The sequence below is a fragment of the Streptomyces sp. NPDC051452 genome (assembly GCF_044454765.1).
Lineage (GTDB): Bacteria > Actinomycetota > Actinomycetes > Streptomycetales > Streptomycetaceae > Streptomyces.
The window spans coordinates 417,127-440,345 of record NZ_JBITEB010000003.1 but is presented as its reverse complement, the minus strand read 5'-3'; the positions used below and the strand labels follow the sequence as shown (position 1 = coordinate 440,345).

At 71.5% G+C, this 23,219-nt stretch carries 23 protein-coding genes and 1 tRNA gene; 10 read left to right on the top strand and 14 right to left on the bottom strand.

Annotation, left to right across the window (positions count from 1 at the left end):
• The first annotated feature begins 103 nt into the window (after positions 1-103).
• Positions 104-2,500 (top strand): ribonucleoside-diphosphate reductase subunit alpha, encoded by a 2,397-nt coding sequence (locus ACIBA9_RS11385; protein ID WP_399361841.1) that lies wholly within the window; start codon positions 104-106, stop codon positions 2,498-2,500.
• Positions 2,500-3,510, top strand: a complete 1,011-nt coding sequence (locus ACIBA9_RS11380; RefSeq protein ID WP_362160389.1) for a ribonucleotide-diphosphate reductase subunit beta — start codon at positions 2,500-2,502, stop codon at positions 3,508-3,510. Before ACIBA9_RS11385 ends, ACIBA9_RS11380 begins: the two co-directional genes overlap by 1 nt.
• A gap of 104 nt (positions 3,511-3,614) precedes the next feature.
• Here the strand turns inward: ACIBA9_RS11380 and ACIBA9_RS11375 are convergent, their stop codons facing one another.
• Complete coding sequence (locus tag ACIBA9_RS11375) at positions 3,615-3,791, bottom strand: hypothetical protein (RefSeq protein WP_399361839.1); 177 nt, start codon at positions 3,789-3,791, stop codon at positions 3,615-3,617.
• 93 nt (positions 3,792-3,884) lie between these two features.
• On the opposite strand from ACIBA9_RS11375, the gene ACIBA9_RS11370 reads away from it, so the two are divergent.
• The gene (locus ACIBA9_RS11370; protein WP_399361837.1) at positions 3,885-4,847 is read left to right on the top strand and encodes a GlxA family transcriptional regulator; all 963 of its coding nucleotides are present in this window, start codon (positions 3,885-3,887) and stop codon (positions 4,845-4,847) included.
• A 22-nt stretch (positions 4,848-4,869) separates the two neighbouring features.
• Here the strand turns inward: ACIBA9_RS11370 and ACIBA9_RS11365 are convergent, their stop codons facing one another.
• The 10 genes from ACIBA9_RS11365 to ACIBA9_RS11320 form a co-directional block, all read right to left on the bottom strand.
• On the bottom strand, positions 4,870-6,240 hold the full coding sequence (locus ACIBA9_RS11365; protein WP_362160383.1) for a cytochrome P450: 1,371 nt from the start codon (positions 6,238-6,240) through the stop codon (positions 4,870-4,872).
• Positions 6,237-7,322 carry an epi-isozizaene synthase gene (cyc1, locus tag ACIBA9_RS11360; RefSeq protein WP_399361835.1) on the bottom strand — a complete coding sequence of 362 codons (1,086 nt, stop codon included), beginning with the start codon at positions 7,320-7,322 and terminating at the stop codon, positions 6,237-6,239. Before cyc1 ends, ACIBA9_RS11365 begins: the two co-directional genes overlap by 4 nt.
• Before the next feature lie 293 nt (positions 7,323-7,615).
• Positions 7,616-8,266 carry a peptide deformylase gene (def, locus tag ACIBA9_RS11355; protein WP_362160379.1) on the bottom strand — a complete coding sequence of 217 codons (651 nt, stop codon included), beginning with the start codon at positions 8,264-8,266 and terminating at the stop codon, positions 7,616-7,618.
• A gap of 72 nt (positions 8,267-8,338) precedes the next feature.
• The gene (locus tag ACIBA9_RS11350) at positions 8,339-9,319 is read right to left on the bottom strand and encodes a hypothetical protein (protein ID WP_362160557.1); all 981 of its coding nucleotides are present in this window, start codon (positions 9,317-9,319) and stop codon (positions 8,339-8,341) included.
• 100 nt (positions 9,320-9,419) lie between these two features.
• Entirely contained in the window at positions 9,420-10,712 is a 1,293-nt protein-coding gene (locus ACIBA9_RS11345; RefSeq protein ID WP_399361832.1) for an HD-GYP domain-containing protein, read from the bottom strand.
• A complete protein-coding gene (locus ACIBA9_RS11340) occupies positions 10,709-12,022 on the bottom strand; it encodes an HD-GYP domain-containing protein (RefSeq protein ID WP_399361830.1) in 1,314 nt (437 codons plus the stop codon). The genes ACIBA9_RS11345 and ACIBA9_RS11340 overlap by 4 nt, the downstream gene beginning before the upstream one ends.
• Before the next feature lie 108 nt (positions 12,023-12,130).
• Positions 12,131-12,433: a mycothiol system anti-sigma-R factor gene (gene rsrA, locus ACIBA9_RS11335; protein WP_362160373.1), complete on the bottom strand. Its 303-nt coding sequence runs from the start codon at positions 12,431-12,433 to the stop codon at positions 12,131-12,133.
• Positions 12,430-13,113: a sigma-70 family RNA polymerase sigma factor gene (locus ACIBA9_RS11330; protein WP_399361828.1), complete on the bottom strand. Its 684-nt coding sequence runs from the start codon at positions 13,111-13,113 to the stop codon at positions 12,430-12,432. The genes rsrA and ACIBA9_RS11330 overlap by 4 nt, the downstream gene beginning before the upstream one ends.
• Positions 13,114-13,369: 256 nt before the next feature.
• On the bottom strand, positions 13,370-14,026 hold the full coding sequence (locus ACIBA9_RS11325; RefSeq protein WP_399362114.1) for an alpha/beta family hydrolase: 657 nt from the start codon (positions 14,024-14,026) through the stop codon (positions 13,370-13,372).
• Between the two features lie 118 nt (positions 14,027-14,144).
• Complete coding sequence (locus tag ACIBA9_RS11320; protein WP_362160365.1) at positions 14,145-14,960, bottom strand: SOS response-associated peptidase; 816 nt, start codon at positions 14,958-14,960, stop codon at positions 14,145-14,147.
• A gap of 50 nt (positions 14,961-15,010) precedes the next feature.
• On the opposite strand from ACIBA9_RS11320, the gene ACIBA9_RS11315 reads away from it, so the two are divergent.
• From ACIBA9_RS11315 to ACIBA9_RS11300, 4 genes are all read left to right on the top strand, one after another.
• Positions 15,011-15,733, top strand: coding sequence for a M50 family metallopeptidase (locus ACIBA9_RS11315; RefSeq protein ID WP_362160363.1), 723 nt, complete (start codon positions 15,011-15,013; stop codon positions 15,731-15,733).
• 28 nt (positions 15,734-15,761) lie between these two features.
• Positions 15,762-17,078, top strand: coding sequence for a 3-phosphoshikimate 1-carboxyvinyltransferase (aroA, locus tag ACIBA9_RS11310; protein WP_399361825.1), 1,317 nt, complete (start codon positions 15,762-15,764; stop codon positions 17,076-17,078).
• A 12-nt stretch (positions 17,079-17,090) separates the two neighbouring features.
• The gene (gene rsgA, locus ACIBA9_RS11305; RefSeq protein ID WP_399361823.1) at positions 17,091-18,104 is read left to right on the top strand and encodes a ribosome small subunit-dependent GTPase A; all 1,014 of its coding nucleotides are present in this window, start codon (positions 17,091-17,093) and stop codon (positions 18,102-18,104) included.
• 84 nt (positions 18,105-18,188) lie between these two features.
• Positions 18,189-18,512, top strand: a complete 324-nt coding sequence (locus ACIBA9_RS11300; protein ID WP_399361821.1) for a DMT family transporter — start codon at positions 18,189-18,191, stop codon at positions 18,510-18,512.
• Positions 18,513-18,528: 16 nt separating this feature from the next.
• Here the strand turns inward: ACIBA9_RS11300 and ACIBA9_RS11295 are convergent, their stop codons facing one another.
• A complete protein-coding gene (locus ACIBA9_RS11295) occupies positions 18,529-19,230 on the bottom strand; it encodes a TetR/AcrR family transcriptional regulator (protein WP_399361819.1) in 702 nt (233 codons plus the stop codon).
• Between the two features lie 175 nt (positions 19,231-19,405).
• Between ACIBA9_RS11295 and hisN the strand changes: the two genes are divergently transcribed.
• Positions 19,406-20,206 carry a histidinol-phosphatase gene (hisN, locus tag ACIBA9_RS11290; RefSeq protein ID WP_399361817.1) on the top strand — a complete coding sequence of 267 codons (801 nt, stop codon included), beginning with the start codon at positions 19,406-19,408 and terminating at the stop codon, positions 20,204-20,206.
• A 289-nt stretch (positions 20,207-20,495) separates the two neighbouring features.
• Positions 20,496-20,897, top strand: coding sequence for a CBS domain-containing protein (locus ACIBA9_RS11285; protein ID WP_362160346.1), 402 nt, complete (start codon positions 20,496-20,498; stop codon positions 20,895-20,897).
• Between the two features lie 67 nt (positions 20,898-20,964).
• Here ACIBA9_RS11285 and ACIBA9_RS11280 read toward each other — a convergent pair whose 3' ends face one another.
• Positions 20,965-22,419, bottom strand: a complete 1,455-nt coding sequence (locus tag ACIBA9_RS11280) for a catalase (protein ID WP_399362112.1) — start codon at positions 22,417-22,419, stop codon at positions 20,965-20,967.
• 143 nt (positions 22,420-22,562) lie between these two features.
• Between ACIBA9_RS11280 and ACIBA9_RS11275 the strand changes: the two genes are divergently transcribed.
• The gene (locus ACIBA9_RS11275) at positions 22,563-22,979 is read left to right on the top strand and encodes a Fur family transcriptional regulator (protein ID WP_362160343.1); all 417 of its coding nucleotides are present in this window, start codon (positions 22,563-22,565) and stop codon (positions 22,977-22,979) included.
• A 135-nt stretch (positions 22,980-23,114) separates the two neighbouring features.
• On the opposite strand, the gene ACIBA9_RS11270 is transcribed toward ACIBA9_RS11275, so the two are convergent.
• Positions 23,115-23,188 (bottom strand) — tRNA-Met (locus ACIBA9_RS11270).
• Between the last annotated feature and the right edge of the window lie 31 nt (positions 23,189-23,219).

Here is a 23,219-nt window from a genome sequence, read left to right as displayed (position 1 = left end):
GTCCGGGCCTCGTGGAGCGGGCCGGAGGACGCCACGCCGTACGCGTTCGTGGCTGCCCCCTGCCCTCCGCCAGGTCCCCGTGCCGAGCGAGGGAGAGCCCCACGTGACCATCGCGCCAGCCGAACCGGCTTCAGTCAGCGAGCTGGAGACCGACGGTCCCGGTGCCGCGCTGCTGCGGACCCTGACCGAGCTGACCGTCGACCTCCCCGACGCCGACCCCGGCCGGGTCGCCGCCTCCGCGCTGCGTGGCCGGTCTGCACGGACTGCCTCCGAAATCACAGCCGAGTTGCGCGAGCTGGCGACCGAGGCGGCCGCCGGACTGATCGCCGAGGACCCCGCCTACTCCCGGCTGGCCGCCCGCCTGCTGACCCTCTCCATCCGTGAGGAGGCCGCCTCACAGGGCGTCACCTCCTTCACGGACTCCGTCGCCGTGGGGCACCGCGAGGGGCTCGTCGCCGACCGGACCGCCGAGTTCGTCCGGCAGCACGCCGCGCGGCTCGACGCGCTGATCGACGTCGACGCCGACGACCGCTTCGGCTACTTCGGCCTGCGCACCCTGCACAGCCGCTACCTGCTGCGGCACCCCATCACCCGCAAGGTCGTCGAGACGCCCCAGCACTTCATGCTGCGCGTCGCCGCCGGCCTGGCCGAGGACGACACCGCCCGCTCGGTGGACGAGGTCGCGGCGCTCTACGGGCTCATGAGCCGCCTCGACTATCTGCCGTCCTCCCCCACGCTCTTCAACTCCGGTACGCGGCACCCGCAGATGTCGTCCTGCTACCTCCTCGACTCCCCGCTGGACGAGCTGGACTCCATCTACGACCGCTACCACCAGGTCGCCCGCCTCTCCAAGCACGCCGGCGGCATCGGCCTGTCCTACTCCCGCATCCGCAGCCGGGGTTCGCTGATCCGCGGCACCAACGGGCACTCCAACGGCATCGTGCCGTTCCTGAAGACCCTGGACGCCTCGGTGGCCGCCGTGAACCAGGGCGGCCGGCGCAAGGGCGCGGCCGCGGTGTACCTGGAGACCTGGCACTCCGACATCGAGGAGTTCCTGGAGCTGCGCGACAACACCGGTGAGGACGCCCGGCGTACGCACAACCTCAACCTGGCGCACTGGATCCCGGACGAGTTCATGCGCCGGGTCAACGCGGACGCGTCGTGGTCGCTGTTCTCCCCCGCGGACGTGCCGGAGCTGGTGGACCTGTGGGGCGAGGAGTTCGACGCCGCCTACCGCGAGGCCGAGGCGAAGGGCCTGGCGAAGAAGACGATCGCGGCGCGTGAGCTGTACGGCCGCATGATGCGCACCCTGGCGCAGACCGGCAACGGCTGGATGACCTTCAAGGACGCCGCCAACCGCACCGCCAACCAGACGGCGACCGCGGGCCATGTCGTCCACTCCTCCAACCTCTGCACGGAGATCCTGGAGGTCACCGACGACGGCGAGACCGCGGTCTGCAACCTGGGCTCGGTCAACCTCGGCGCCTTCGTGACCGCCGACGGCATCGACTGGGAGCGGCTGGACGAGACGGTCCGCACGGCCGTCACCTTCCTCGACCGCGTGGTGGACATCAACTTCTACCCGACCGAGCAGGCGGGCCGCTCCAACGCCAAGTGGCGTCCCGTCGGCCTGGGCGCGATGGGTCTGCAGGACGTCTTCTTCAAGCTGCGCCTGCCCTTCGACTCCCCCGAGGCCAAGGCCCTGTCCACGCGGATCGCCGAGCGCATCATGCTCGCCGCGTACGAGGCCTCCGCCGACCTCGCCGAGCGCAACGGCCCGCTGCCGGCCTGGGAGAAGACCCGTACCGCCCAGGGTGTGCTGCACCCCGACCACTACGGCGTCGAGTTCACCTGGCCGGAGCGCTGGGCCGCGCTGCGGGAGCGGATCGCGACCACCGGCATGCGCAACTCGCTGCTGCTCGCCATCGCCCCGACCGCCACCATCGCCTCCATCGCGGGCGTGTACGAGTGCATCGAGCCGCAGGTGTCCAACCTGTTCAAGCGCGAGACGCTGTCCGGCGAGTTCCTCCAGGTCAACTCGTACCTGGTGCGGGAGCTGAAGAACCTGGGCGTCTGGGACGCGCGCACCCGGGAGGCGCTGCGCGAGTCCAACGGCTCGGTGCAGGACTTCGCCTGGATCCCCGACGACGTACGGGCGCTGTACCGCACGGCATGGGAGATCCCGCAGCGCGGCCTGATCGACATGGCCGCGGCGCGCACCCCGTTCCTGGACCAGGCGCAGTCGCTGAACCTGTTCCTGGAGACGCCGACGATCGGCAAGCTCTCCTCGATGTACGCGTACGCCTGGAAGTCGGGCCTGAAGACGACGTACTACCTGCGCTCCCGCCCGGCGACGCGTATCGCCCGTGCCGCCCAGGCCCAGGCGCCGGCGCAGGCGCAGGCGCAGGCGCAGCCGTCCATCCCCGTCCAGCAGGTGAACGACCCCGACGCCGTCGCCTGCTCCCTTGAGAACCCCGAGTCCTGCGAGGCCTGCCAGTGATGTCCCGTAACACCAACCTGCTCGACCCGGGCTTCGAGCTGACTCTCCGACCGATGCGCTACCCCGACTTCTACGAGCGCTACCGGGACGCCATCAAGAACACCTGGACCGTGGAGGAGGTCGACCTCCACTCGGACGTCGCCGACCTCGCGAAGCTGACGCCGTCGGAGCAGCACCTGATCGGCCGTCTGGTGGCGTTCTTCGCCACGGGCGACTCGATCGTCGCGAACAACCTGGTGCTGACGCTGTACAAGCACATCAACTCCCCGGAGGCGCGCCTGTACCTGTCGCGCCAGCTGTTCGAGGAGGCCGTGCACGTCCAGTTCTATCTGACGCTGCTCGACACCTATCTGCCCGACCCGGAGGACCGCAACGCCGCCTTCGCGGCCGTGGAGAACATCCAGTCCATCCGCGAGAAGGCCGAGTTCTGCTTCAAGTGGATGGACTCGGTGGAGAAGCTGGACCGGCTGGAGTCCAGGGCGGACCGGCGGCGCTTCCTGCTGAACCTGATCTGCTTCGCCGCGTGCATCGAGGGGCTGTTCTTCTACGGCGCCTTCGCCTACGTCTACTGGTTCCGCAGCCGCGGTCTGCTGCACGGCCTCGCGACCGGCACCAACTGGGTGTTCCGTGACGAGACGATGCACATGTCCTTCGCCTTCGACGTGGTCGACACCGTCCGCAAGGAGGAGCCGGACCTCTTCGACGACCAGCTGGAGCAGCAGGTCAAGGACATGCTCAAGGAGGCCGTCGAGGCCGAGCTGCAGTTCGCCCGCGACCTGTGCGGTGACGGCCTGCCGGGCATGAACACCGAGTCGATGCGGCAGTACCTGGAGTGCGTGGCCGACCAGCGCCTGTCCCGCCTGGGCTTCGCGCCGGTCTACGGCTCCGAGAACCCCTTCTCCTTCATGGAGTTGCAGGGCGTCCAGGAGCTGACCAACTTCTTCGAGCGCCGCCCGTCGGCGTACCAGGTCGCGGTGGAGGGCACCGTGGACCTGGACGAGGACTTCTGAGCGACCCTCGCCTCGCGGCGCCGCCCGCCCCCACACCGTCTCGGTCGTGCGGGTGGGCGGCGCCGTCCGCTTTCCGGGGTCCGCCTCTGCGGCCGGGTGTTTCGTCAGGCGGTGCGGGCCGTGCCGTGGCGCGCGCGGGTGTCGCCCCGCTCCGCCTCCGCGAGCCGGCGATCGACGCGCCGGTCGTGGATCGCGCCGATGGCGGACGGCAGGATCATCAGGACCAGGATCCCGAGGGTGACGAGCATTCCGATGAGGCCTTCGATCTGGTTTCCGTTCATGGACACCACTGTCGCGCCGGACACTCCTTACCGTCAGTGGCAGGACTGCCATAGGACCTCGATTTCCTGCCACTGACGGGGCACACTGACGGCATGCTGACGAATGTGGCCGCCGTGCTGCTGGACGGGGTGCACCCCTTCGAGCTGGGTGTCGTGTGCGAGGTGTTCGGCATCGACCGCAGTGACGAGGGACTTCCCGTGTACGACTTCGCCGTGGTCTCGGCCGAGGGTCCCGACCTCGCCACCCACTGCGGGTTCACCGTCTCGACGCCGCACGGGCTGGAGCGGCTGGAGGAGGCGGACCTGATCGCCGTACCGGCGGGCGAGACCTATACCGAGCGCGCGTACCCCGAGGAGCTGCTGGCGGCGCTGCGGCGGGCGGTGGACCGGGGCGCGCGCGTGCTCAGCGTCTGCTCCGGGGTCTTCGTGCTGGCGGCCGCGGGGCTGCTGGACGGACGGCGGTGCACGGTGCACTGGCACGACGCCGACCAGCTCGCCCGGCGCTACCCCCGGCTCCGGGTCGAGCCGGACGTGCTCTACGTGGACGAGGATCCGGTGATCACCTCCGCGGGCACCGCCGCCGGCATCGACGCCTGTCTGCACCTCGTGCGCAAGGAACAGGGCCCCGAGGTCGCCAACAAGATCGCCCGTCGGATGGTGGTGCCGCCGCACCGGGACGGCGGGCAGGCGCAGTACATCGAACGGCCGCTGCCGAGGGCCTCCTGCGACACCGTCGGGGACGTCCTGGCGTGGATGGAGGCCCACCTCGACCAGGAGGTGACCGTCGAGCAGCTCGCCGCCCGCGCGCTCATGTCGCCGCGCACCTTCGCCCGGCGCTTCCAGCAGGAGACCGGCACCACCCCCTACCGGTGGATCCTGCGCCAACGGGTCCTGTTGGCACAGGAGTTGCTGGAGCGCACGGACGAGACCATGGACGCGATCGCCTGGCGCGCCGGATTCGGCACGGCGGCCGCGCTGCGGCACCAGTTCGTGCGCGCGCTCGGGACGACACCGAACGCCTACCGGCGCGCGTTCCGGGGCCCGCGGGCCGCCTGAGCGCGCGCCGGTGACAGCCGGCTCACCAGGGCATCGGCCGCAGCAGCAGGTCGTGCGGCCGCAGCGTGATGCCCACCCGGGTCGCGTCGTTCGATCCGCCGGCCTGCTCGAAGCGGTACTTCGCCGAGATCGCCGCGGTGATCAGGCTCAGCTGGGCCATGGAGAAGTGGTCGCTGGGGCACTTGCGATTGCCCACGCTGAAGGGGCTCATGGCGTACTTCGGGACCTCCTTGGACCGCTCGGGCAGCCAGCGGTCGGGGTCGAAGTCGAGATGGCGGGCGTAGGAGCGGGCGTCGCGCTGGATGGCGTACGGGCTGTAGACGATGTCCGCCCCGGCCGGAATGCGATAGCCGCCGAGCGAGGTGTCGGTCACCGCGCGCCGCGTCAATATCCATACGGCGGGCCTGAGCCGCATGGCCTCGACGACGACATTGTTGGTGTGCCGGAGCGCGCGAACGTGCTCGAATCCGACGGGCCGTCCGCCGGTCACGGATTCCACTTCGGCGCGCACCTTCTCGGCGTGTTCCGGATGTTCCGCCAGGACCTGCAGCAGCCACATGATCGTGGAGGCGACAGTTTCGCTTCCGGGGGTGAGTATCGCGACGACCTGGTCGTGGATCTCCTGTTCCCCGATGGGGTCGCCATTGTCGTCCTTCGCCTCCAGCAATGCCGTCAGCAAATCGTCCGGCTTTTGACCAGATGCCCTGCGCTCGGCGATGATCTCGTCGACCAGCAGATGCAAATCGGCCAAGGCCCGGTTGAATTCCCGGTTGGCCGGAAGCGGCAGCCGGTACAGCGGTCCGAGCGGGATCACCATCCTGCGGTACATCCCGCGGAAGACGGTGGCGAGGTCGACGCTCAGCCGCTCGGCGCGCTCGTCCATGTACTCGCCGCGCAGCAGGCAGCGGGCGGCGATGCGGACGGCGACCCGGAAGGACTCGGAGGTGCAGTCGACGGTCTCGCCGGGCCGCCAGCGCTCGGTGAGCGCGTGCGCCTCCTCCTCCATGACCGGCCCGTAGTCCGGTATCGCGTCCAGCCGGAACGCGGGCTGGATGGTGCGTCGTTGACGCCGGTGACGGGGGCCGTTGGCGGTGGCCACGCCCTCCTTGCCGAGCAGCCCCTCCAGGGACTCCCACAGCGGGCCGTCGATCTTGAAGTCGGGGCTCAGGGCCAGTGCGCCGGTGAGCGCCGGTGTGGTGACGGCGTACACCGTCTTGGGACCGAGCTTGAGGCGCACGACGTCGCCGTGCTCGCCCAGCCCGGACATGAAGGCGAGCGGGTCGCGGACCAGTTTCAGGCCGTGCCCGAGGCCCGGCACGGCGCCCCCGGCCAGGGGCGGTTCGCGCAGTTCGGCTGTCTCGGGTGTCGCGGGCCGCACAGACTCGACGGTCATTTCTCACCTGCCGCTTCGTTGGTGACGTACGGGGGCGTGGACCGGTCGTCCCAGTTGTCGACCATGTACCGGCCGGACTCGTGGTGGAACCAGTAGACGGAGCTGAACCAGTTGCGCATATTGCCGACGCAGATGCGCACGGCGGCACTCAATTCCTTTCCGCGGGGCGTTCCGTCGTCGAGCTCGTCGGCGAACCGCAGGACGCCCTCCTCGGCTTCGAGGAATTCACTGACGCATTCCTCGACGCGTCGCCTCACTTCGTCGACGGCTTCTTCGAGGGTGAGTCCCTCATGACTGATGAGACTGATTCCGAGATTGTGGACCTCGTCGCCCGCTATCTCCTTCGGCAGCGAACACAGGTCGTTGTACCAGGCGGCGAATTCCTGGCTCAGTAGCGCGGCCCGCCGATAGGCCGGGTTTTTCCTTACGCTGTCCGGGAGTTCGCACCCGGCACTCGCCTCCAGCAGGTCCGTCCATATCCAGTGGGCGAAGGTGTGCCGACGCAGGGCCAGGTACTCCTCGACGCCGGGCACGTATCCCTCGATGCGGTTGCGGAACTCGCGGTCGTAGGCCTCGATCACCGCGTGGAAGTGCCGGGCGAACCGCTGGTTCCAGGTGTGCGGCAGGAAGCCGTACAGCCGCAGGACGCTGTCGGCGAAACCCGCGACCAGCGGGTCGGGGTGCTCCAGATGGTGCCTGGGTGCGTCGAGTGCCGCGTGCAGGCCGTACCTCAGCCGCCGCCAGTCGCCGGTCCGGCCGTGCACGACGCAGCGGTCGTGGCGGTCGTCCCAGACGAAGAACCAGGCACTGTAGTCGGCTATGGCCTGCAGGACCTCGTCGGAGGCGCCTGCGTAGTAGCCCGCCATCAGGTCCGTATAGCACAGTCCATCGGCATATTCCCGCACCTTGTCCGCCGGCATGAGCCGCTTTTCCAGCAGCCACAGCCGCGTCTTCTCCTGGAGCCGCGGCCAATAGGGGTGCAGCTTCCGGGAAAAGGCGGACTCGATCACCGGCAGAGCCAGTGAGGGTGGGACCACGACTGCCGTCGGCGTCGCTGTGGTGCCGTGTGGGAAAGCTTGCACGGAACAAACCCCTCTCAGCCGCCAGGAGCGCACACCCCTCCCGTTGTGCCGGGCGTGCGCCGTTGCGTATCCCCGCACTTCCCATTCAGCACCACAACTGACCGCCGTGGGAACGGATTTGCTCCATTCACTACCCCGGGATGCTGAGAATCCCCCCTTGCCTGACTGGTTAGGGATCACCAGGGGCACACAAGGGATCGGATGTACGACGCACGCGCGAGCGAACGCCGGGCATGCGAAGGGCGCCCGACCGGGAGTGATCCCCGCCGGGCGCCCTGACCGCGCCGGCTCGTCTAGTCGTTGGCGACGACGGGATAGCGTGGCTCGTTCTCGGCCATCTGCCGCAGCGCGTCCTTGCGGTCCCGCTTGGACAGGCGGTCGATGTAGAGGTAGCCGTAGAGGTGGTCGGTCTCGTGCTGCAAACAGCGTGCGAAGTAGCCGGTGCCGCGGACCTTGATCGGGTTGCCCTTCTCGTCCTGGCCGGTCACCTCGGCGAAGTCGGGACGGGGCAGCGGCGCGTACGCGGTCGGCACCGACAGGCAGCCCTCGTTGCTGTCGTCCAGCCGGCGCCGGTCGGCGGGCAGTTCGACGAGGACCGGGTTGCACACCACGCCCACGTGCCGGACGCCCTCGTCGTCGGGGCAGTCGTAGACGAAGACCTTCTGGTCGACGCCGATCTGGTTGGCGGCCAGGCCCACGCCCTCGGCGGTGTGCTGGCTGGCGAACATGTCGTCGACCAGCCGTTGCAGTTCCTCGCCGAACTCGGTGACGTCCCTGCACTCCTTGTGCAGCACCGGGTTGCCGACGACCGTGATCGGGCGCGAGGTCCCGCGCTCGCGGTAGGCCGTCTCACGCTCCTCGCAGTCCTCCGTGTCGACGACATAGCCCTCGTCGTCGACGGGGAGCACGCCCGCGTGCTGCTGATCGGTGTCCTGCTGCGCCATGACCGACGTACGCCTTCCTCAAGCCCGGAACATTCTGCGGGTACAGCCTAAAGGGGGCCGGTCACCCGCTGCTCAGCAAACCTCTTCCAGGTCCCGCCAGTCCCGGGAGTCGGGACTGTCCGCGACCCAGCCGTCCAGCAGTCCGCGCACCAGCGAGGCCGGCGCGGCCAGCCCGCACTCGCGCTCCGGCACCCACAGCTGCCCGTCGGTGCGGTGGCCCAGCGGGCCGGGGTGCCCCGGCTCGCTGTGGTCATGGGGGTCCAGGTGCATGCCGTCCCCCTCGTCCGACGGCATCCGGGACTCCGAACACATCCGGCACAGCAGGCGCACCGAGGACGACCAGTCCTCCGCGGCGAACCCGGCGTCGGCGGCCAGCTGCTCCAGCGCGTCCCGGTCGGCCTCGGTGGCCGCCTCCAGCAGAACCACCCAGGTGGGGACGGGCGACGGCGCCCACAGCTCGATCTCGTCGAAGACCGGGTAGGAGTGCCCGGTGGACGTCGTGCGCTCGCCGTGCGGGACGCCGTCGTGCAGGACGACCTCGCCCCAGCGCCGGCCGGAGGAGGGCAGCGGGATGGAGAGCACCTCTATCCGCGCCGGATCGAGCCTGCGGCCCCACACCACCTCGGCCTCGCCCTCCGGGGAGAGCCGCACGGCCGCGCTGCCGAGTTCCATGCCGACGGGTGCCGCGGACGCGTTGGCACCGCCGGGGACCTTCAGCCCGTACGCCTGCCAGGCCCGGCGGGCCAGCGGCCAGTCCTGCAGGGCGGTCGCGGCGATGCCGACGTTCCACCAGTCCGGGGCGCCGGCCTCGCGGTCCAGCAGGGCCACGGCGCGCAGTCCGGCCGCGCGGGCCTGCTCCCAGTCGTGCCGGAACTTGTGCAGCAGCGCGAGGTTGAACCAGGACTCCGCCAGCCAGGGTTCCAGATCGGCGGCCCGGGTGAGCAACTCGCCCGCGTCCTCGTACCGACCGTCGCCGATCAGCGTGAACGCCCGGTCGGTGGCCTGCCGCCAGGAGGCGGAGGGCCGGTGCCGTGCCTTGCCGAAGATCCTCACGATTCCCGCCTGCCAGTTCCATTTCCGCATAGTGGGCTGGCTTGTGCCCCCGGACACCCTCTCCCTCGCATCCAACCACGTACGGTGGGAAAGGCGCTCATTACCCATGGGTTACCCAGCCGGGGGCCGGGTCAGACAGTGCCGTCCGTCTCCCACCGCTCACGGACCGCACGTCCTCGTGCCGTCCGCCGGGCCGGGCCAGCACCCGGGCGAGCGACTCCACGACCTCGGGAGCGTAGTCCCCGGCGGTGCCGAGGCGCAGCTCCTCCAGCGCGCGCAGAGGGCCCTCGGGTCCGGTTTCCCGCGTCTTCTCCTCATAGGCGTTCACGGCCCGCACGATCCGCGCCGCGACCGGCTGCTCGGCCACCGGGTCGGCCTGCCGCTCGACGACCACGGCGACGGCCGCGGCCACGCCGGTCTGACGGACGACGGCCCCGCCGAGCAGGGCGATGCGCCGCTGCTCCGCGCGGGGCAGCACGGCGGTCGCGCCCGCCGGGACCGGGTCGACCAGGCTGAGCTGCCCGATGTCGTGCATGAGGGCGGCGTATTCCAGCACGGTCAGCTCGGGTGCGCTCAGGCCGAGGTCCCGGCCGACCGCGAGGCTCAGCGCGGCGACGCGGTGCGCGTGACCGGCGGGGGTGTATCCGGCCGTCTCGGTGGCGCGGGCGAGGGAGGCGATGGTCTGCCGGTAGGTGGCGCGCACGGCCGCGTAACGGCGGACGGAGAACTGGGTGAGCAGCAGGGGCAGGCAGAACACGGGCAGCGCCCACAGTCCGGCGACGGCGACCGCGAGCGCCATCACCGCGCCGGTCGCGCACACCGCGGTGCCGATGCCGAGCAGTCCGCGCAGTTCCTCGCGCAGCAGCGGGCCGAACGGCCAGCGGGTGCGGCAGTGGCCGAGGGCGGCGGCCAGTACGGCGTCGCACAGGGCGCTCAGGCCGAGCAGGCCGAGCAGCAGCAGCGCGTAGGCGGAGCCGTCCCAGGAGTCGAACGCGCCCCGGTTGTACAGCGGTTGGAAGCAGACGGCGACGAACGCCACGGTCAGGACGCGGCGGGCCAGGTGGTCGAGGGTGGAGGTGCGGCCGGACCAGATGTGCGGGACGCCGCCGAGCAGCGCCGCGACGAGGACGACGGTGACGACCTCGGCGGCGCCGACGCCGGCCGGCCGCCCGGCGTCGGCGCCCAGCAGGGCGTAGGACAGTGATCCGGCGGCGGCGAGGGGCGCGGCCTGCCGGTCCTCGGCTCCGCTCCACCGGGTCAGCTCGCCGACGGCGATGAGCACCCCGAAGGCCAGGGCGACGCCCCGGTCGGCCAGGCCCGTCCACAGGACGGCGGCGAGGCAGCCGGCCGCGGTGAGGGCGGCGGCGCCGTGGATGAGCCGCAGCGCGGTCATCGGGGCGTCCGGGTGCTCGGCACCGGGTGCTGCTCGGGTGCCGGGCGGTAAGCGTGCTCGTCGGCGGTGACCGCGGGGTGCCAGCCGTGGGCGCGCAGGGCGCGGACGAGCGCGTCGACCATGCGGGGATCGAAGTGGGTGCCGGCGCAGCGCTCCAGCTCGGCGACGGCCGCCTCGACCGGGCGGGCCCGGCTGTAGGAGCGGGTGGAGGTCATCGCGTCGAAGGCGTCGGCGACGGCGACCACCCGGGCGCACTCGGGGATCTGCCGGCCGGCCAGGCCGTACGGGTAGCCGCTGCCGTCGAGCCGTTCGTGGTGGTGCAGGATCGCCGCGCGGGCCTCGCCGAGGAAGGAGATCCCGCGGACCATCTCGTGGCCGTACTCGGGGTGCAGCTCGATGATCCGCCGTTCCTCCGGGGTGAGCGGCCCGTCCTTGCGCAGCAGCCGGGTGGGCACGCCCAGTTTCCCCACGTCGTGCAGGATGCCGGCGAAGCGCAGGGTCTCCACGCGTTCGTCGTCCATGCCGAGTTCGCGGGCGATCAGCACGGTGGCCTGTCCGACGCGTTCGCTGTGACCGCGGGTGTAGCCGTCCTTGATGTCGACGGCCTGGACGAGGGCGCGGATGGTGGCCTGGTGGGCTGCGCGTTCGCGGTGGTACCGGGCGAACACCCAGCAGGAGACGTACATCGGCAGCAGCACCAACAGCGCGGCGACCGGGCCGTAGGGGCTGCGCCACAGTACGGCCATCATCAGCCCGGCGAGCCCGTGGACCGCCACCGGCGCGAGGGAGCGGGACAGCAGGCCGTGCCAGGCCCGGCGCGGCGGCACCTGCCCGGCGATCGCGCGCAGGCCGCCGTCGAGGGTGGTCAGGATCAGGCAGAAGGCGAGCACCGCCGCGCCGGCGGGCAGCAGGACGTAGGGGAAGTCGCAGGCGACCACGGCGCTCCGGCCGCCGAGGGCCCAGTGCACCTCACCTGCGCCCCACACGGCGAGCGCGGGCCGCGCGGCCCGCCAGACACGGCGCGGTGAGGCGGCGCGGCAGGCGGGCTCGACGGGGCAGACGAGTCCGGCGGCCAGCGGGAGGAGCGCCGCTGCCGGCGGCGGCAGCAGGAACGCCCCGGCGAGCAGCACCGGATAGAAGGTGCCGCCGAGCCGTCTGCGTACGACGGCCTCGCAGGCGGTGTAGAGCGCGGCGAGCAGGACGATCGGCCACCAGGGGGCGCGGGTCGCCGGGAGCCTCACCACGCAGACGACGGCCAGCAGGGCGACCGTGGCCACATAGCCGCGTGCTCTCGCCGGCAGCGCCTCCATCGCGTCCCTCCCCGACCATGCCTGTCCAGGCTCGGAGCCTAGGGCGGCCGATCGGGGGTGTGGGGTCTATGAGCTGAGGATTAGCACATACGGGTGACGGCCCGGCGCTCAGTTCTCCGGAGCGTTGGCGGTCACGTCGTGCTCGGGCACGGCCTGGCCGGAGCGGATCAGCTCCAGCCTCCCCATGACCTTGGCGCGCAGGTCGGCGGGGACGTCGTCATGCCCGCAGCACCGCTTGACCAGCTTCTTCACGGCCTGCTCCAGGCCGTACTTCTCCAGGCACGGCGAGCATTCCTCGAAGTGGTGCTGGAACTTGTCCCGATCGACATCCGGCACCTCCCTGTCGAGGAACTCATACAAATGGTCGAGGACCTCACTGCAGTCCGTCTCGTGCGGCTCTCCGCAGCTCATGAGCCCGAGCCTTTCGCTTCGTTCGACTCTCCGGCGCCGGCCGGGACCAGTCCGCGCTCGCGGGCGTAGTCCTCCAGCATGCCGCGCAGTTGACGGCGGCCCCGGTGCAGCCGGGACATCACCGTTCCGATGGGTGTCCCCATGATGTCCGCGATCTCCTTGTACGCAAAGCCCTCGACATCGGCGAGGTAGACGGCGATGCGGAACTCTTCGGGGATCGCCTGCAGCGCTGCCTTCACGTCCGAGTCGGGCAGGTGGTCCAGCGCCTGCGACTCGGCGGAGCGCAGGCCCGTCGACATGTGCGACTCGGCGCGGGCGAGCTGCCAGTCCTCGATCTCCTCCGCGGCGGAGCGCTGGGGTTCGCGCTGCTTCTTGCGGTAGGAGTTGATGAAGGTGTTGGTGAGGATCCGGTACAGCCACGCCTTGAGGTTGGTGCCCTCGCGGAACTGGTGGAACGACGCGTACGCCTTGGCATACGTCTCCTGCACCAGGTCCTCGGCGTCGGCCGGGTTGCGCGTCATGCGCAGGGCGGCCGAGTACATCTGGTCGAGGAATTCCAGCGCGTCCCGCTCGAAGCGCGCACTGCGCTGCGCGGTGGACTCGGAGGAGTCCTCCGCACGCGCGCCCTGGCCCTCGGGCAGCTCCGCCTGGCCGTTGTCGGTCCCAGTGACCGGACCCACCTCCTCAAGGTCTCGGGCGGGACCGAAACCGATCCCACTCGTTTCGGAGGATAGAACACGACCCGTGCCTGCCGCCGCTCGAATAGGAGCGGTCCTGGCCGCGTGCAGCACCGTCCAGTCCAGGTCAGCGCTGCGCTGACGGCTCGGGCATACGGTCGAACCCATGCGGCGGACTTCCTCTCCTACGACGACGGTGCCGAGGCCTCAGCACTTCCATTCGCCACAACAGTGGTCCACCGCGCCGCATTCCCGGCGGTCACCCGAGTGGCGCGGCCCATTCGGCGACCCGGCCGCAGATGATCTCCAGGGCGCGCTCCTGGGTGATCTCCGCGCGCTTGGGGACGACGAAACCGTGGTCGCCGTGGGGCACCTCGGCCAGCTCGAAATCGCCCGCCGGGAACTCCCCGGGCCTGCCGAAGGGGTCGTTCCCGCCCTGCACCACCAGGGTGGGCACCCCGGTTCCCAGCAGTTCCGCGGCCCGGGACTTCTCCGGCCGGCCCGGCGGATGCAGCGGGAAGCTCAGCGCGAGCACGGCCCGGGCGCCCAGTTCGGCGGCCGTACGGCAGGCGACCCGGGCGCCGGCACTGCGCCCGCCGGAGATCACCGGCAGGCCGGGCGCGGCGAGCGCGGGCCACACCCCGCGCCACCCGGTGTCCAGCGTCTTCGGCGCGGGCGCGATCTTCCTGCCCGCGACTCTCCAGGGCTGCTCGACCAGGGCGACGGTCACCCCGTGTCCGGGCAGGGTCCGGGCGAGCGCCTGGAGGTCTCGGGCCTCGACGCCGCCGCCCGCCCCATGGCTCACGGCCAGCACCAGCCGCGGCTCGGGCGCCCGGTGCCAGGTGATCCGGGCGTCCCCGGCCGGCGTCCCGACCGTCTGCGCGGTCGCGCCGTTCCCGGTATCCGCGCTGCTCACGGCATCGGCACTGTTCACGGCACTCACGTCGTCCCCGGTGTTCGCGTCATCCGCGTCGTTCACGTCGTCCACGTCGTTCACGTCGTCCACGTCGTCCACGTCGTTCACGTCGTTCACGTCAGAAGAGTGTGCCCTCCTCGGGGGCCGTCAGCTCCTTGAGCAGCTCCGGGCCGTTGTTGCGGACGTTGCTGACGGCCGTGGAGACCGGGTAGGCGCGCATCAGGCCGGCCGGCGGCGGGGCCAGCAGCTCGCGCAGGCCGTCGGGGTCGGTGCGGGCGGGGTCCAGCCACGCGTCCCAGCGGTCCGGGGTGAGCATCAGCGGCATCCGGGGGTGGATCTCGGCGAGGGAGCGCGGCCCCTCGGCGGGCGCGACGGCCAGCGGGGTCGTCTCCGCCTCGGTGGTGATCACCGAGCAGGTGACCCACCAGGCCCGCGGATGGTCGTCGGGCAGGGTCGCGTCGCGCCAGAACTCGTACAGCCCGGCCATCGCGAACACCGAGCCGTCGGCGGGCAGCACGAAATACGGCTGCTTGCGCGGCCGCTTCTTCCTGCCCTCGACCTCCAGCTCCCGCTCCTGCTCGCCGGTGACCCACTCGAAGTAGCCGTCGGCGGGCAGGATGCAGCGGCGGGTGGCGAAGGCCCGCCGGTAGGACGGCTTCTCGTGCACGGTCTCCGCGCGGGCGTTGATCATCCGCGCGCCGCCCTCGGGCGTCTTGGCCCAGGAGGGCACCAGACCCCACTTGAGCTTCCGCAGCTGGCGAACCGGACGCTCGGAGTCCGCGTCTTTCAGGGGACGGTCGAGGACGGCGTAGACCTCCTTGGTCGGAGCCACGTTGTAATCCGGCTCGAGGGACTCCTCGGGCTCCCACTTCTCGATCCCGAAGACCCCCGCGAGATCCTCGGGCCTACGACTCGACGCATACCGTCCGCACATACGTGCCAGACTGCCAGACTCCGTACCACCGCAGGGAGCCACTCGGACACATGGACAGCTTCGCCGCCCTCGCGCTGCCCGACCTCTGGGACCGTCTCACCGGCACCCAGCCCCACCCCGACCTGTGGGTGGTGCTGGCCACCCTGGCCGCCGCGCTCGCCGTCGTCGTCCCCCACCCCCTGTGGCGCATATCGCGCAACGCCGTCACCATCGCGCACGAGGGCGGCCACGGCCTGATCGCCCTGCTCACCGGCCGGCAGCTGACCGGCATCCGCCTGCACTCCGACACCAGCGGCCTCACGGTCAGCCGGGGCAAGCCGTACGGCCTGGGCATGATCCTCACGGCCGCCGCGGGATACACGGCGCCCTCGCTGCTGGGCCTGGGCGGGGCCGCCCTGCTGGCCGCAGGGCGGATCACGCTGCTGCTGTGGGTGGCGACCGCGCTGCTGCTCGTGATGCTGGTGATGATCCGCAACGCCTACGGCGTGCTGACCGTGGTGCTCACGGGGGGCGCCTTCCTGCTGGTGTCCTGGATGGCGGGACCCCAGGTGCAGGCGGCGTTCGCGTACGCGGTGGTGTGGTTCCTGCTCTTCGGCGGGGTACGGCCGCCCTTCGAGCTACAGCTGAAGCGGTCCCGGGGCGGGGCCGGGGACTCGGACGCGGACCAGCTGTCCCGGCTGGCGCACGTACCGGCCGGGCTGTGGCTGTTCCTCTTCCACGCCGTGTCGCTGTGCTCGCTGATCGGCGGGGGCCGCTGGCTGCTGGAAGGTTGACGGCCGGACACCCTTATACAGTGGGCCCATGGCCCCGAACACCGCCCCACCCGCCCTCTGGCCCGCCCCGCACGCGAGCGGAGCCGTCGACGCGACGGTCCACGTGCCGGGGTCCAAGTCGGTGACCAACCGCGCCCTCGTACTCGCCGCCCTGGCCTCGGAGCCCGGCTGGCTGCGCCGCCCGCTGCGCTCCCGCGACACCCTGCTCATGGCCGGCGCGCTCAGGGCCATGGGCGTGGAGATCGAGGAGGGCGTCGGCCCCGACGGCACCGGCGAGGCCTGGCGGGTGCTGCCCACCGGGCTGCGCGGCCCGGCCACGGTCGACGTCGGCAACGCCGGCACGGTGATGCGGTTCCTGCCCCCGGTGGCCGCGCTCGCCGACGGCCCGATCCGCTTCGACGGGGACCCCCGGTCCTACGAGCGCCCCCTGAACGGCGTGATCGACGCGCTGCGCGTGCTCGGCGCCCGGATCGACGACGACGGCCGGGGCGCGCTGCCGCTGACCGTGCACGGCGGCGGGGCCCTGGACGGCGGCCCGGTCTCCGTCGACGCCTCCTCGTCCTCCCAGTTCGTCTCGGCGCTGCTGCTGTCGGGTCCGCGCTTCAACCAGGGCGTCGAGGTCCGGCACACCGGCGCGACCCTGCCCTCCCTGCCGCACATCCGGATGACGGTGGACATGCTGCGCGCGGTCGGCGCCCAGGTGGACACCCCGGAGTCGGGCGGCGAGCCGAACGTGTGGCGGGTGACGCCGGGCGCGCTGCTCGGCCGGGATCTGACGGTCGAGCCGGACCTGTCGAACGCCCAGCCGTTCCTGGCGGCGGCCCTGGTCACGGCCGGCAAGGTGCTGATCCCGGACTGGCCGGCCCGGACCACCCAGCCGGGCGACCGGCTGCGGGAGATCTTCACGGAGATGGGCGGTTCCTGCGAACTGACCGAGTACGGGCTGGTGTTCACCGGCTCGGGCGCGATCCACGGCATCGACGTCGACCTCGGCGACGTGGGCGAGCTGACCCCGGGCGTCGCGGCGGTCGCCGCGCTGGCCGACTCCCCCTCGACCCTGCGGGGCGTGGCCCATCTGCGGCTGCACGAGACGGACCGGCTGGCCGCGCTCACCAAGGAGATCAACGAGCTGGGCGGTGACGTGACCGAGACCGCCGACGGCCTGCACATCCGCCCGCGCCCGCTGCACGGCGGCACCTTCCACACCTACGAGGACCACCGCATGGCGACCGCCGGCGCGATCATCGGCCTGGCGGTCGAGGGCGTGCGGATCGAGAACGTGGCGACGACGGCGAAGACCCTTCCGGACTTCCCCGAGTTGTGGACCGGGATGCTCGGGCAGTAGGGACGTATCGCCATGCGCCGCTACGGCAAGCACACCGACGAGGACGACATCCGCAGCCGCCCCAACCGCAAGGGCAACCGGCCGCGCACCCACACCCGGCCCAAGCACGAGGACGCGGCCGAGGCCATGGTCCTCACCGTCGACCGGGGGCGGCTGACCTGCCTGGTCGAGGACCGGGTCGTGATGGCCATGAAGGCCCGTGAGCTGGGCCGCAAGGCGGCCGTCGTCGGCGACCGGGTGGCGCTGGTGGGCGACCTGTCCGGAAGGAAGGACACGCTCGCGCGGATCGTGCGCATCGAGGAGCGCGGCTCGGTCCTGCGGCGCACGGCCGACGACGACGATCCCTACGAGCGGGTGGTCGTCGCCAACGCCGACCAGCTGGCGATCGTCACCGCCCTGGCCGACCCCGAGCCGCGTCCCCGGCTGATCGACCGCTGTCTGGTCGCGGCCTACGACGGTGGGCTCGAACCGCTGCTGGTGATGACCAAGTCGGACCTGGCGTCGCCGGACAAGCTGCTGGAGCTGTACGGCGCCCTCGACATCCCGTACGTCGTCACCAGCCGCGAGGAGCTGGAGAGCGGCGACGCGGCGGACCGGGTGCGCGCCCAGCTGGACGGCAGGATCACCGCCTTCGTGGGCCACTCGGGCGTGGGCAAGACGACCCTGGTCAACGCGCTGGTGCCAAAGGACCGCCGGCGTACGACGGGGCATGTGAACGCGGTGACCGGCCGGGGTCGCCACACCACCACCTCGGCCCTCGCCCTGCCGCTGGCGAGCGCCCGCGGCGGCTGGGTCGTCGACACTCCCGGCGTGCGCTCCTTCGGGCTCGCGCACGTCGATCCGTCCCGTGTGATCCATGCCTTCCCCGACCTGGTGCCGGGTACGGAGGGCTGTCCGCGCGCGTGCAGCCACGACGAGCCGGACTGCGCGCTGGACGCCTGGGTCGCCGAGGGCCACGCAGACCCGGCCAGGCTGTACTCCCTGCGCCGGCTGCTGGCCACCCGGGAGCGCACCGAGGGCGACTGAGCGCCGCGTTGTTTGCCGGGGCCGGAGGCCGGTAAGTGCATAATCGCACCCAGCCGGAGATCCGGACCAACGGGAGGACAGCGCATGGCGTGGCTGCTGGTGATAGTGGCCGGGATCCTGGAGACCGGTTTCGCCGTGTGTCTGAAGCTCTCGCACGGGTTCACCCGGCTGTGGCCGACGATCGCGTTCGCCTCGTTCGCGCTCGGCAGCTTCGGTCTGCTGACCCTGTCGCTGCGCAAGCTCGACGTCGGCCCCGCCTACGCCGTGTGGACCGGGATCGGCGCGGCCGGCACCGCGATCTACGGCATGATCTTCCTCGACGACCTGGTGTCCGTCCTGAAGATCGTCTCCATCAGCCTGGTCATCGTCGGGGTGATCGGCCTGCAGTTGTCGGGATCCGCGCACTGAACCCTCTCGCCGACGGCTATCCCGTCCGTCGCGGCAGCACCGCCCGCACCAGCTCCGCCATGCCGCCCTTCCCTGGTGGCGCGGCGACACAGGACAGGGCGAGGCGGACGACCAGTTCGCACGAGCGGGTCAGCTCGGCCGCGGACGTGGTCGTGGACCGATCGGCTCGGGCCGTGGGCGCGCGGGCGGTCGTATGCCCGGGGGCGGTGGCAGCCGTGCGGGCGGTCGTGGCCGAGGGGAGGACGGCGGTCGGGGCGGGCGCGGTGAGCGCGCTCACCGCGCGGTCCCGCACCTCCCGGAGGAAGTCGCCGGGCGTCGGCAGCGGCTCGTCGGCGCGACGCTGGGCGGGCACCGAGGAGGGGGACGGGGCGCCGGTGAGTGCCGGTACCGGCAGCCGCTCGCTCCAGCAGCCGGTGAGCAGGGCCCGGACCACCGCGTTGTCCCGGGCCGCGGCGGCCGTCCACTCGGCGGTCGCGGTGAGCCGCTCCCCCGGCTCGCCGGAGCTGCCGAGCGCCCGCTCCACCCCGGCGAGGTAGCCGTCGGCCTCCCGCCGGACCAGGGCCCGGGCCAGCCCGTCCTTGCTGCCGAACTCGTTGTACAGCGTCTGCCGGGACACCCCGGCCGCCGCGGCCACGTCGACCATCCGCACCGCCGACCACGGCCGGCGCGCGAGGGCCGTGGCGGCGGCGTCCAGAAGTGATGCACGGGCAGCGGGCATCGTCGCCTCCCTGAGGCGGAGCGGCTCTGCGCCCAGATTTGACTCGCCCGTATGCACTGTCAAGGGTTCGCGGCGCGGGGGCGGCGCACTTCGGCCGTCGAGGGCACGGGGCCCGGCGCGCGCGGGGAGGCGCCCCTGTGGCTCCGCGGCCGCGGCGACCGATACCGTTCATCACATGCCGGACTACCTCGACGACCTGCGCCTCGCCCACGTCCTCGCGGACGCCGCCGACGCCACGACCATGGACCGCTTCAAGGCTCTCGACCTGAAGGTGGAGACGAAGCCGGACATGACCCCGGTGAGCGAGGCCGACAAGGCGGCGGAAGAGCTGATCCGCGGTCACCTCCAGCGGGCCCGTCCACGGGACGCGATCCTCGGCGAGGAGTACGGCGTGGAGGGCACCGGCCCCCGCCGCTGGGTGATCGACCCCATCGACGGCACCAAGAACTACGTACGCGGTGTGCCGGTCTGGGCCACGCTCATCTCGCTGATGGAGGCGGGCGAGGGCGGCTATCAGCCCGTCGTCGGCGTCGTGTCCGCTCCCGCCCTCGGCCGCCGCTGGTGGGCCGCGAAGGGCAACGGCGCCTTCTCGGGCCGCAGCCTGACCTCCGCCGGCCGCATCCACGTCTCCCGGGTGGGCAGGCTCACGGACGCCTCCTTCGCGTACTCCTCGCTCACCGGCTGGGAGGAGCAGGGCCGCCTCGACGGCTTCCTCGACTTGTCCCGCCATGTGTGGCGCACGCGCGCGTACGGCGACTTCTGGCCGTACATGATGGTCGCCGAGGGTTCCGTCGACTTCTGCGCCGAGCCGGAGCTGTCCCTGTGGGACATGGCGGCCACCGCGATCGTGGTCACCGAGGCGGGCGGCACCTTCACCGGCCTCGACGGCCGCCCGGGCCCCCACAGCGGCAACGCGGCCGCGTCCAACGGCCTGCTGCACGACGAGTTGCTGGGATATCTCGGCGGACGCGAGTGAGCGGACGCGGGTGAGCGGGTCCGGGGGCCTTCCCGGCACCGGCCGGCATGTTCCCCGTCGAACGTGATCGCGACGATCGAAAGATCATCTCGGTCGCACGGCCCGCGCGGTCGACATCGTTCCCGATCTTCCGCACGCCCTCAACGGGCCGCACGCGCCCCCTTGTTGACTCTTCCTTTGCCTGCCATTCTGGGTGCACCCCCACTTGTGAACTTGTGAAGAGCCATGGACAGGTGCCTCCGGCGCCGGGCCGCACAGCTTCACAGACCCCCCAGGAGGTGGCCCCACCATGTTCGTCCGTGACGCCATGAGCACGGTGATCCTCACCGTCGGCCCCGCCCACACCCTCCGCCAGGCAGCCGCCCTGATGTCGGCACGCCGCGTCGGCGCCGCCGTCGTCCTGGACCCGGACGGCATCGGCATCGGCATCCTCACCGAACGCGACATCCTCGACTCCGTCGGCCTCGGCCAGAACCCCGACACCGAACCCACCCACGCCCACACCACCACCGAGGTCGTCTTCGCCTCCCCCTCCTGGAGCCTGCAGGAGGCCGCCCGCGCCATGTCCCACGGCGGCTTCCGGCACCTGGTGGTGCTCGACGAGGGCGAGGTGGCCGGGATCGTCTCGGTCCGCGACATCATCCGCTGCTGGCTCCCGGCACCCGAGCACGCGCCCGTGCCGGTGCCCTGAGACGCGGAGCGGGCCGGACCCCCGAGCACCTGGGGATCCGGCCCGCCCGGCCGCGAGTGCGGCCGGCTCAGCCGCGCAGCTCCCGCACCGCGACCTCCAGGCGCTTGCCGAAGTCGGCGTCGGCGTTGCGGAAGTTGCCGATCGCGCGCTCGGCGATGTCGTGACGCGAGACCCGCGAGATCGCGCCCGCGAGGTTGGCGATCAGCCGCTCCCGCTCCTCGGGCGACATCAGCCGGTAGAGGTCGCCCGCCTGCACGAAGTCGTCGTCCTCGGCGTGCCGCGGCGTCGGGTGGGTGCCGGTGGCGGCCGTGAAGCCGTCGAACGGCTGCCACAGCGGGCGGCCGGTCTGCCGCGGGCCGCCGAAGCTGTTCGGCTCGTAGTTCTTCGCGGCACCGTGGCGGCCGTCGTAGAGCTGCCCGTCCCGCGCGTTCGTGCGCGACTCGGTGGCGTGCGGCCGGTTGACCGGCAGGTGGTCGGCGTTGATGCCGACGCGGTAGCGGTGCGCGTCGCCGTAGGCGAAGAGCCGGCCCTGGAGCATCTTGTCGGGCGACGGACCGATGCCCGGCACGAAGTGGGAGGGGCTGAAGATCGACTGCTCGACCTCGGCGAAGACGTTGCGCGGGTTGCGGTTCAGCTCCAGCCTGCCGATCTCGACGACCGGGTAGTCCGCGTGCGACCACACCTTGGTCAGGTCGAACGGGTTGAAGCGGTACGCCGCCGCGTCGGCCGCCGGCATGATCTGCACGCCCACGGTCCAGCTCGGGAACTCGCCGCGCTCGATCGCCTCGCGCAGGTCGCGCTGGTGGGAGTCGGGGTCCTGGCCCGCGAGGAGCTCCGCCTGCCGGGCGGTGAGGTTCCTGATCCCCTGGTCGGTCTTGAAGTGGTACTTGACCCAGAAGACCTCGCCGGCCGCGTTGTTCCACTGGAAGGTGTGCGAGCCGAAGCCGTCCATGTGGCGGTAGGACGCCGGGATGCCGCGGTCGCCGAAGAGCCAGGTCACCTGGTGGGTGCTCTCCGGGCTCAGACCCCAGAAGTCCCAGACGTTCTCCGCCTCCTGGCTGCCGGTGTACGGGTCGCGCTTCTGGGTGTGGATGAAGTCCGGGAACTTGATCGCGTCCCGGATGAAGAACACCGGGGTGTTGTTGCCGACGAGGTCGTAGTTGCCCTCCTCGGTGTAGAACTTCACCGCGAAGCCCCGCGGGTCGCGGACGGCGTCCGCCGCGCCGAGGTTGCCGGCCACAGTCGAGAAGCGCAGGAAGACCTCGGTCTCCTTGCCGACCCCGGACAGGAACGCGGCACGCGTGTACGGCGTGACGTCGGCGGTCACCGTGAAGGTGCCGTAGGCGCCGGCGCCGCGGGCGTGCACCACGCGCTCGGGGATCCGCTCGCGGTTGAAGTGGGCCAGCTTCTCCAGCAGCAGCTGGTCCTGGACGAGGACGGGGCCGCCGACGCCCGCGGTCTCGCTGTTCTGGTTGTCGGCGACCGGGGCCCCGGCCTCCGTGGTGAGCGGTCCCTGCGTCACGTACGCCTCCTGCGTCATCCCTGCTACTCCTGTCGCGCGGCCAAAGCCGAACTCGATCCTACAATGGACTTTGTCTAAGGCGCATATCGATCTAATCTCACACCCATTCCCGACCTGGTCACGTCTGCTGCTAGGCTGGTGGTATGAGTGACCTTCTGGAACGGCTGCGTGGACGCGGATGGCGGATGACCTCGCAGCGGCGCGTGGTGGCCGAGGTCCTGGACGGCGAGCACGTGCATCTGACGGCCGACGAGGTCCACGCCCGGGCCGTCGCGAAGCTGCCGGAGATCTCCCGGGCGACCGTCTACAACACCCTGGGCGAGCTCGTGTCCCTCGGAGAGGTGCTGGAAGTCAGCACGGACCGCCGGGCCAAGCGGTACGACCCGAACGCGCACCGGCCGCACCACCACCTGGTCTGCGCCCGGTGCGGCTCGATCCGCGACGTCCACCCCACGGGCAACCCGCTCGCCGACCTCCCCGACACCGAGCGCTTCGGCTTCACGGTGTCGGACGTCGAGGTGACGTACCGCGGGCTGTGCCCGAACTGCGCGAGCGCCTGAGGTCAAGACCTCTCGCCGACGAGAACGAGAAAGAGCCCCGAAGCCGCCTGTCGGCTCCGGGGCTCCTCGTTTGGCCTCTGCGCACAAAAACCGAGGGCCGGAACCCATTTCTGGATTCCGGCCCTCGGCCTTCAGTAGCGGGGACAGGATTTGAACCTGCGACCTCTGGGTTATGAGCCCAGCGAGCTACCGAGCTGCTCCACCCCGCGTCGGTGAACACGACATTACGCGAGGCAGGCG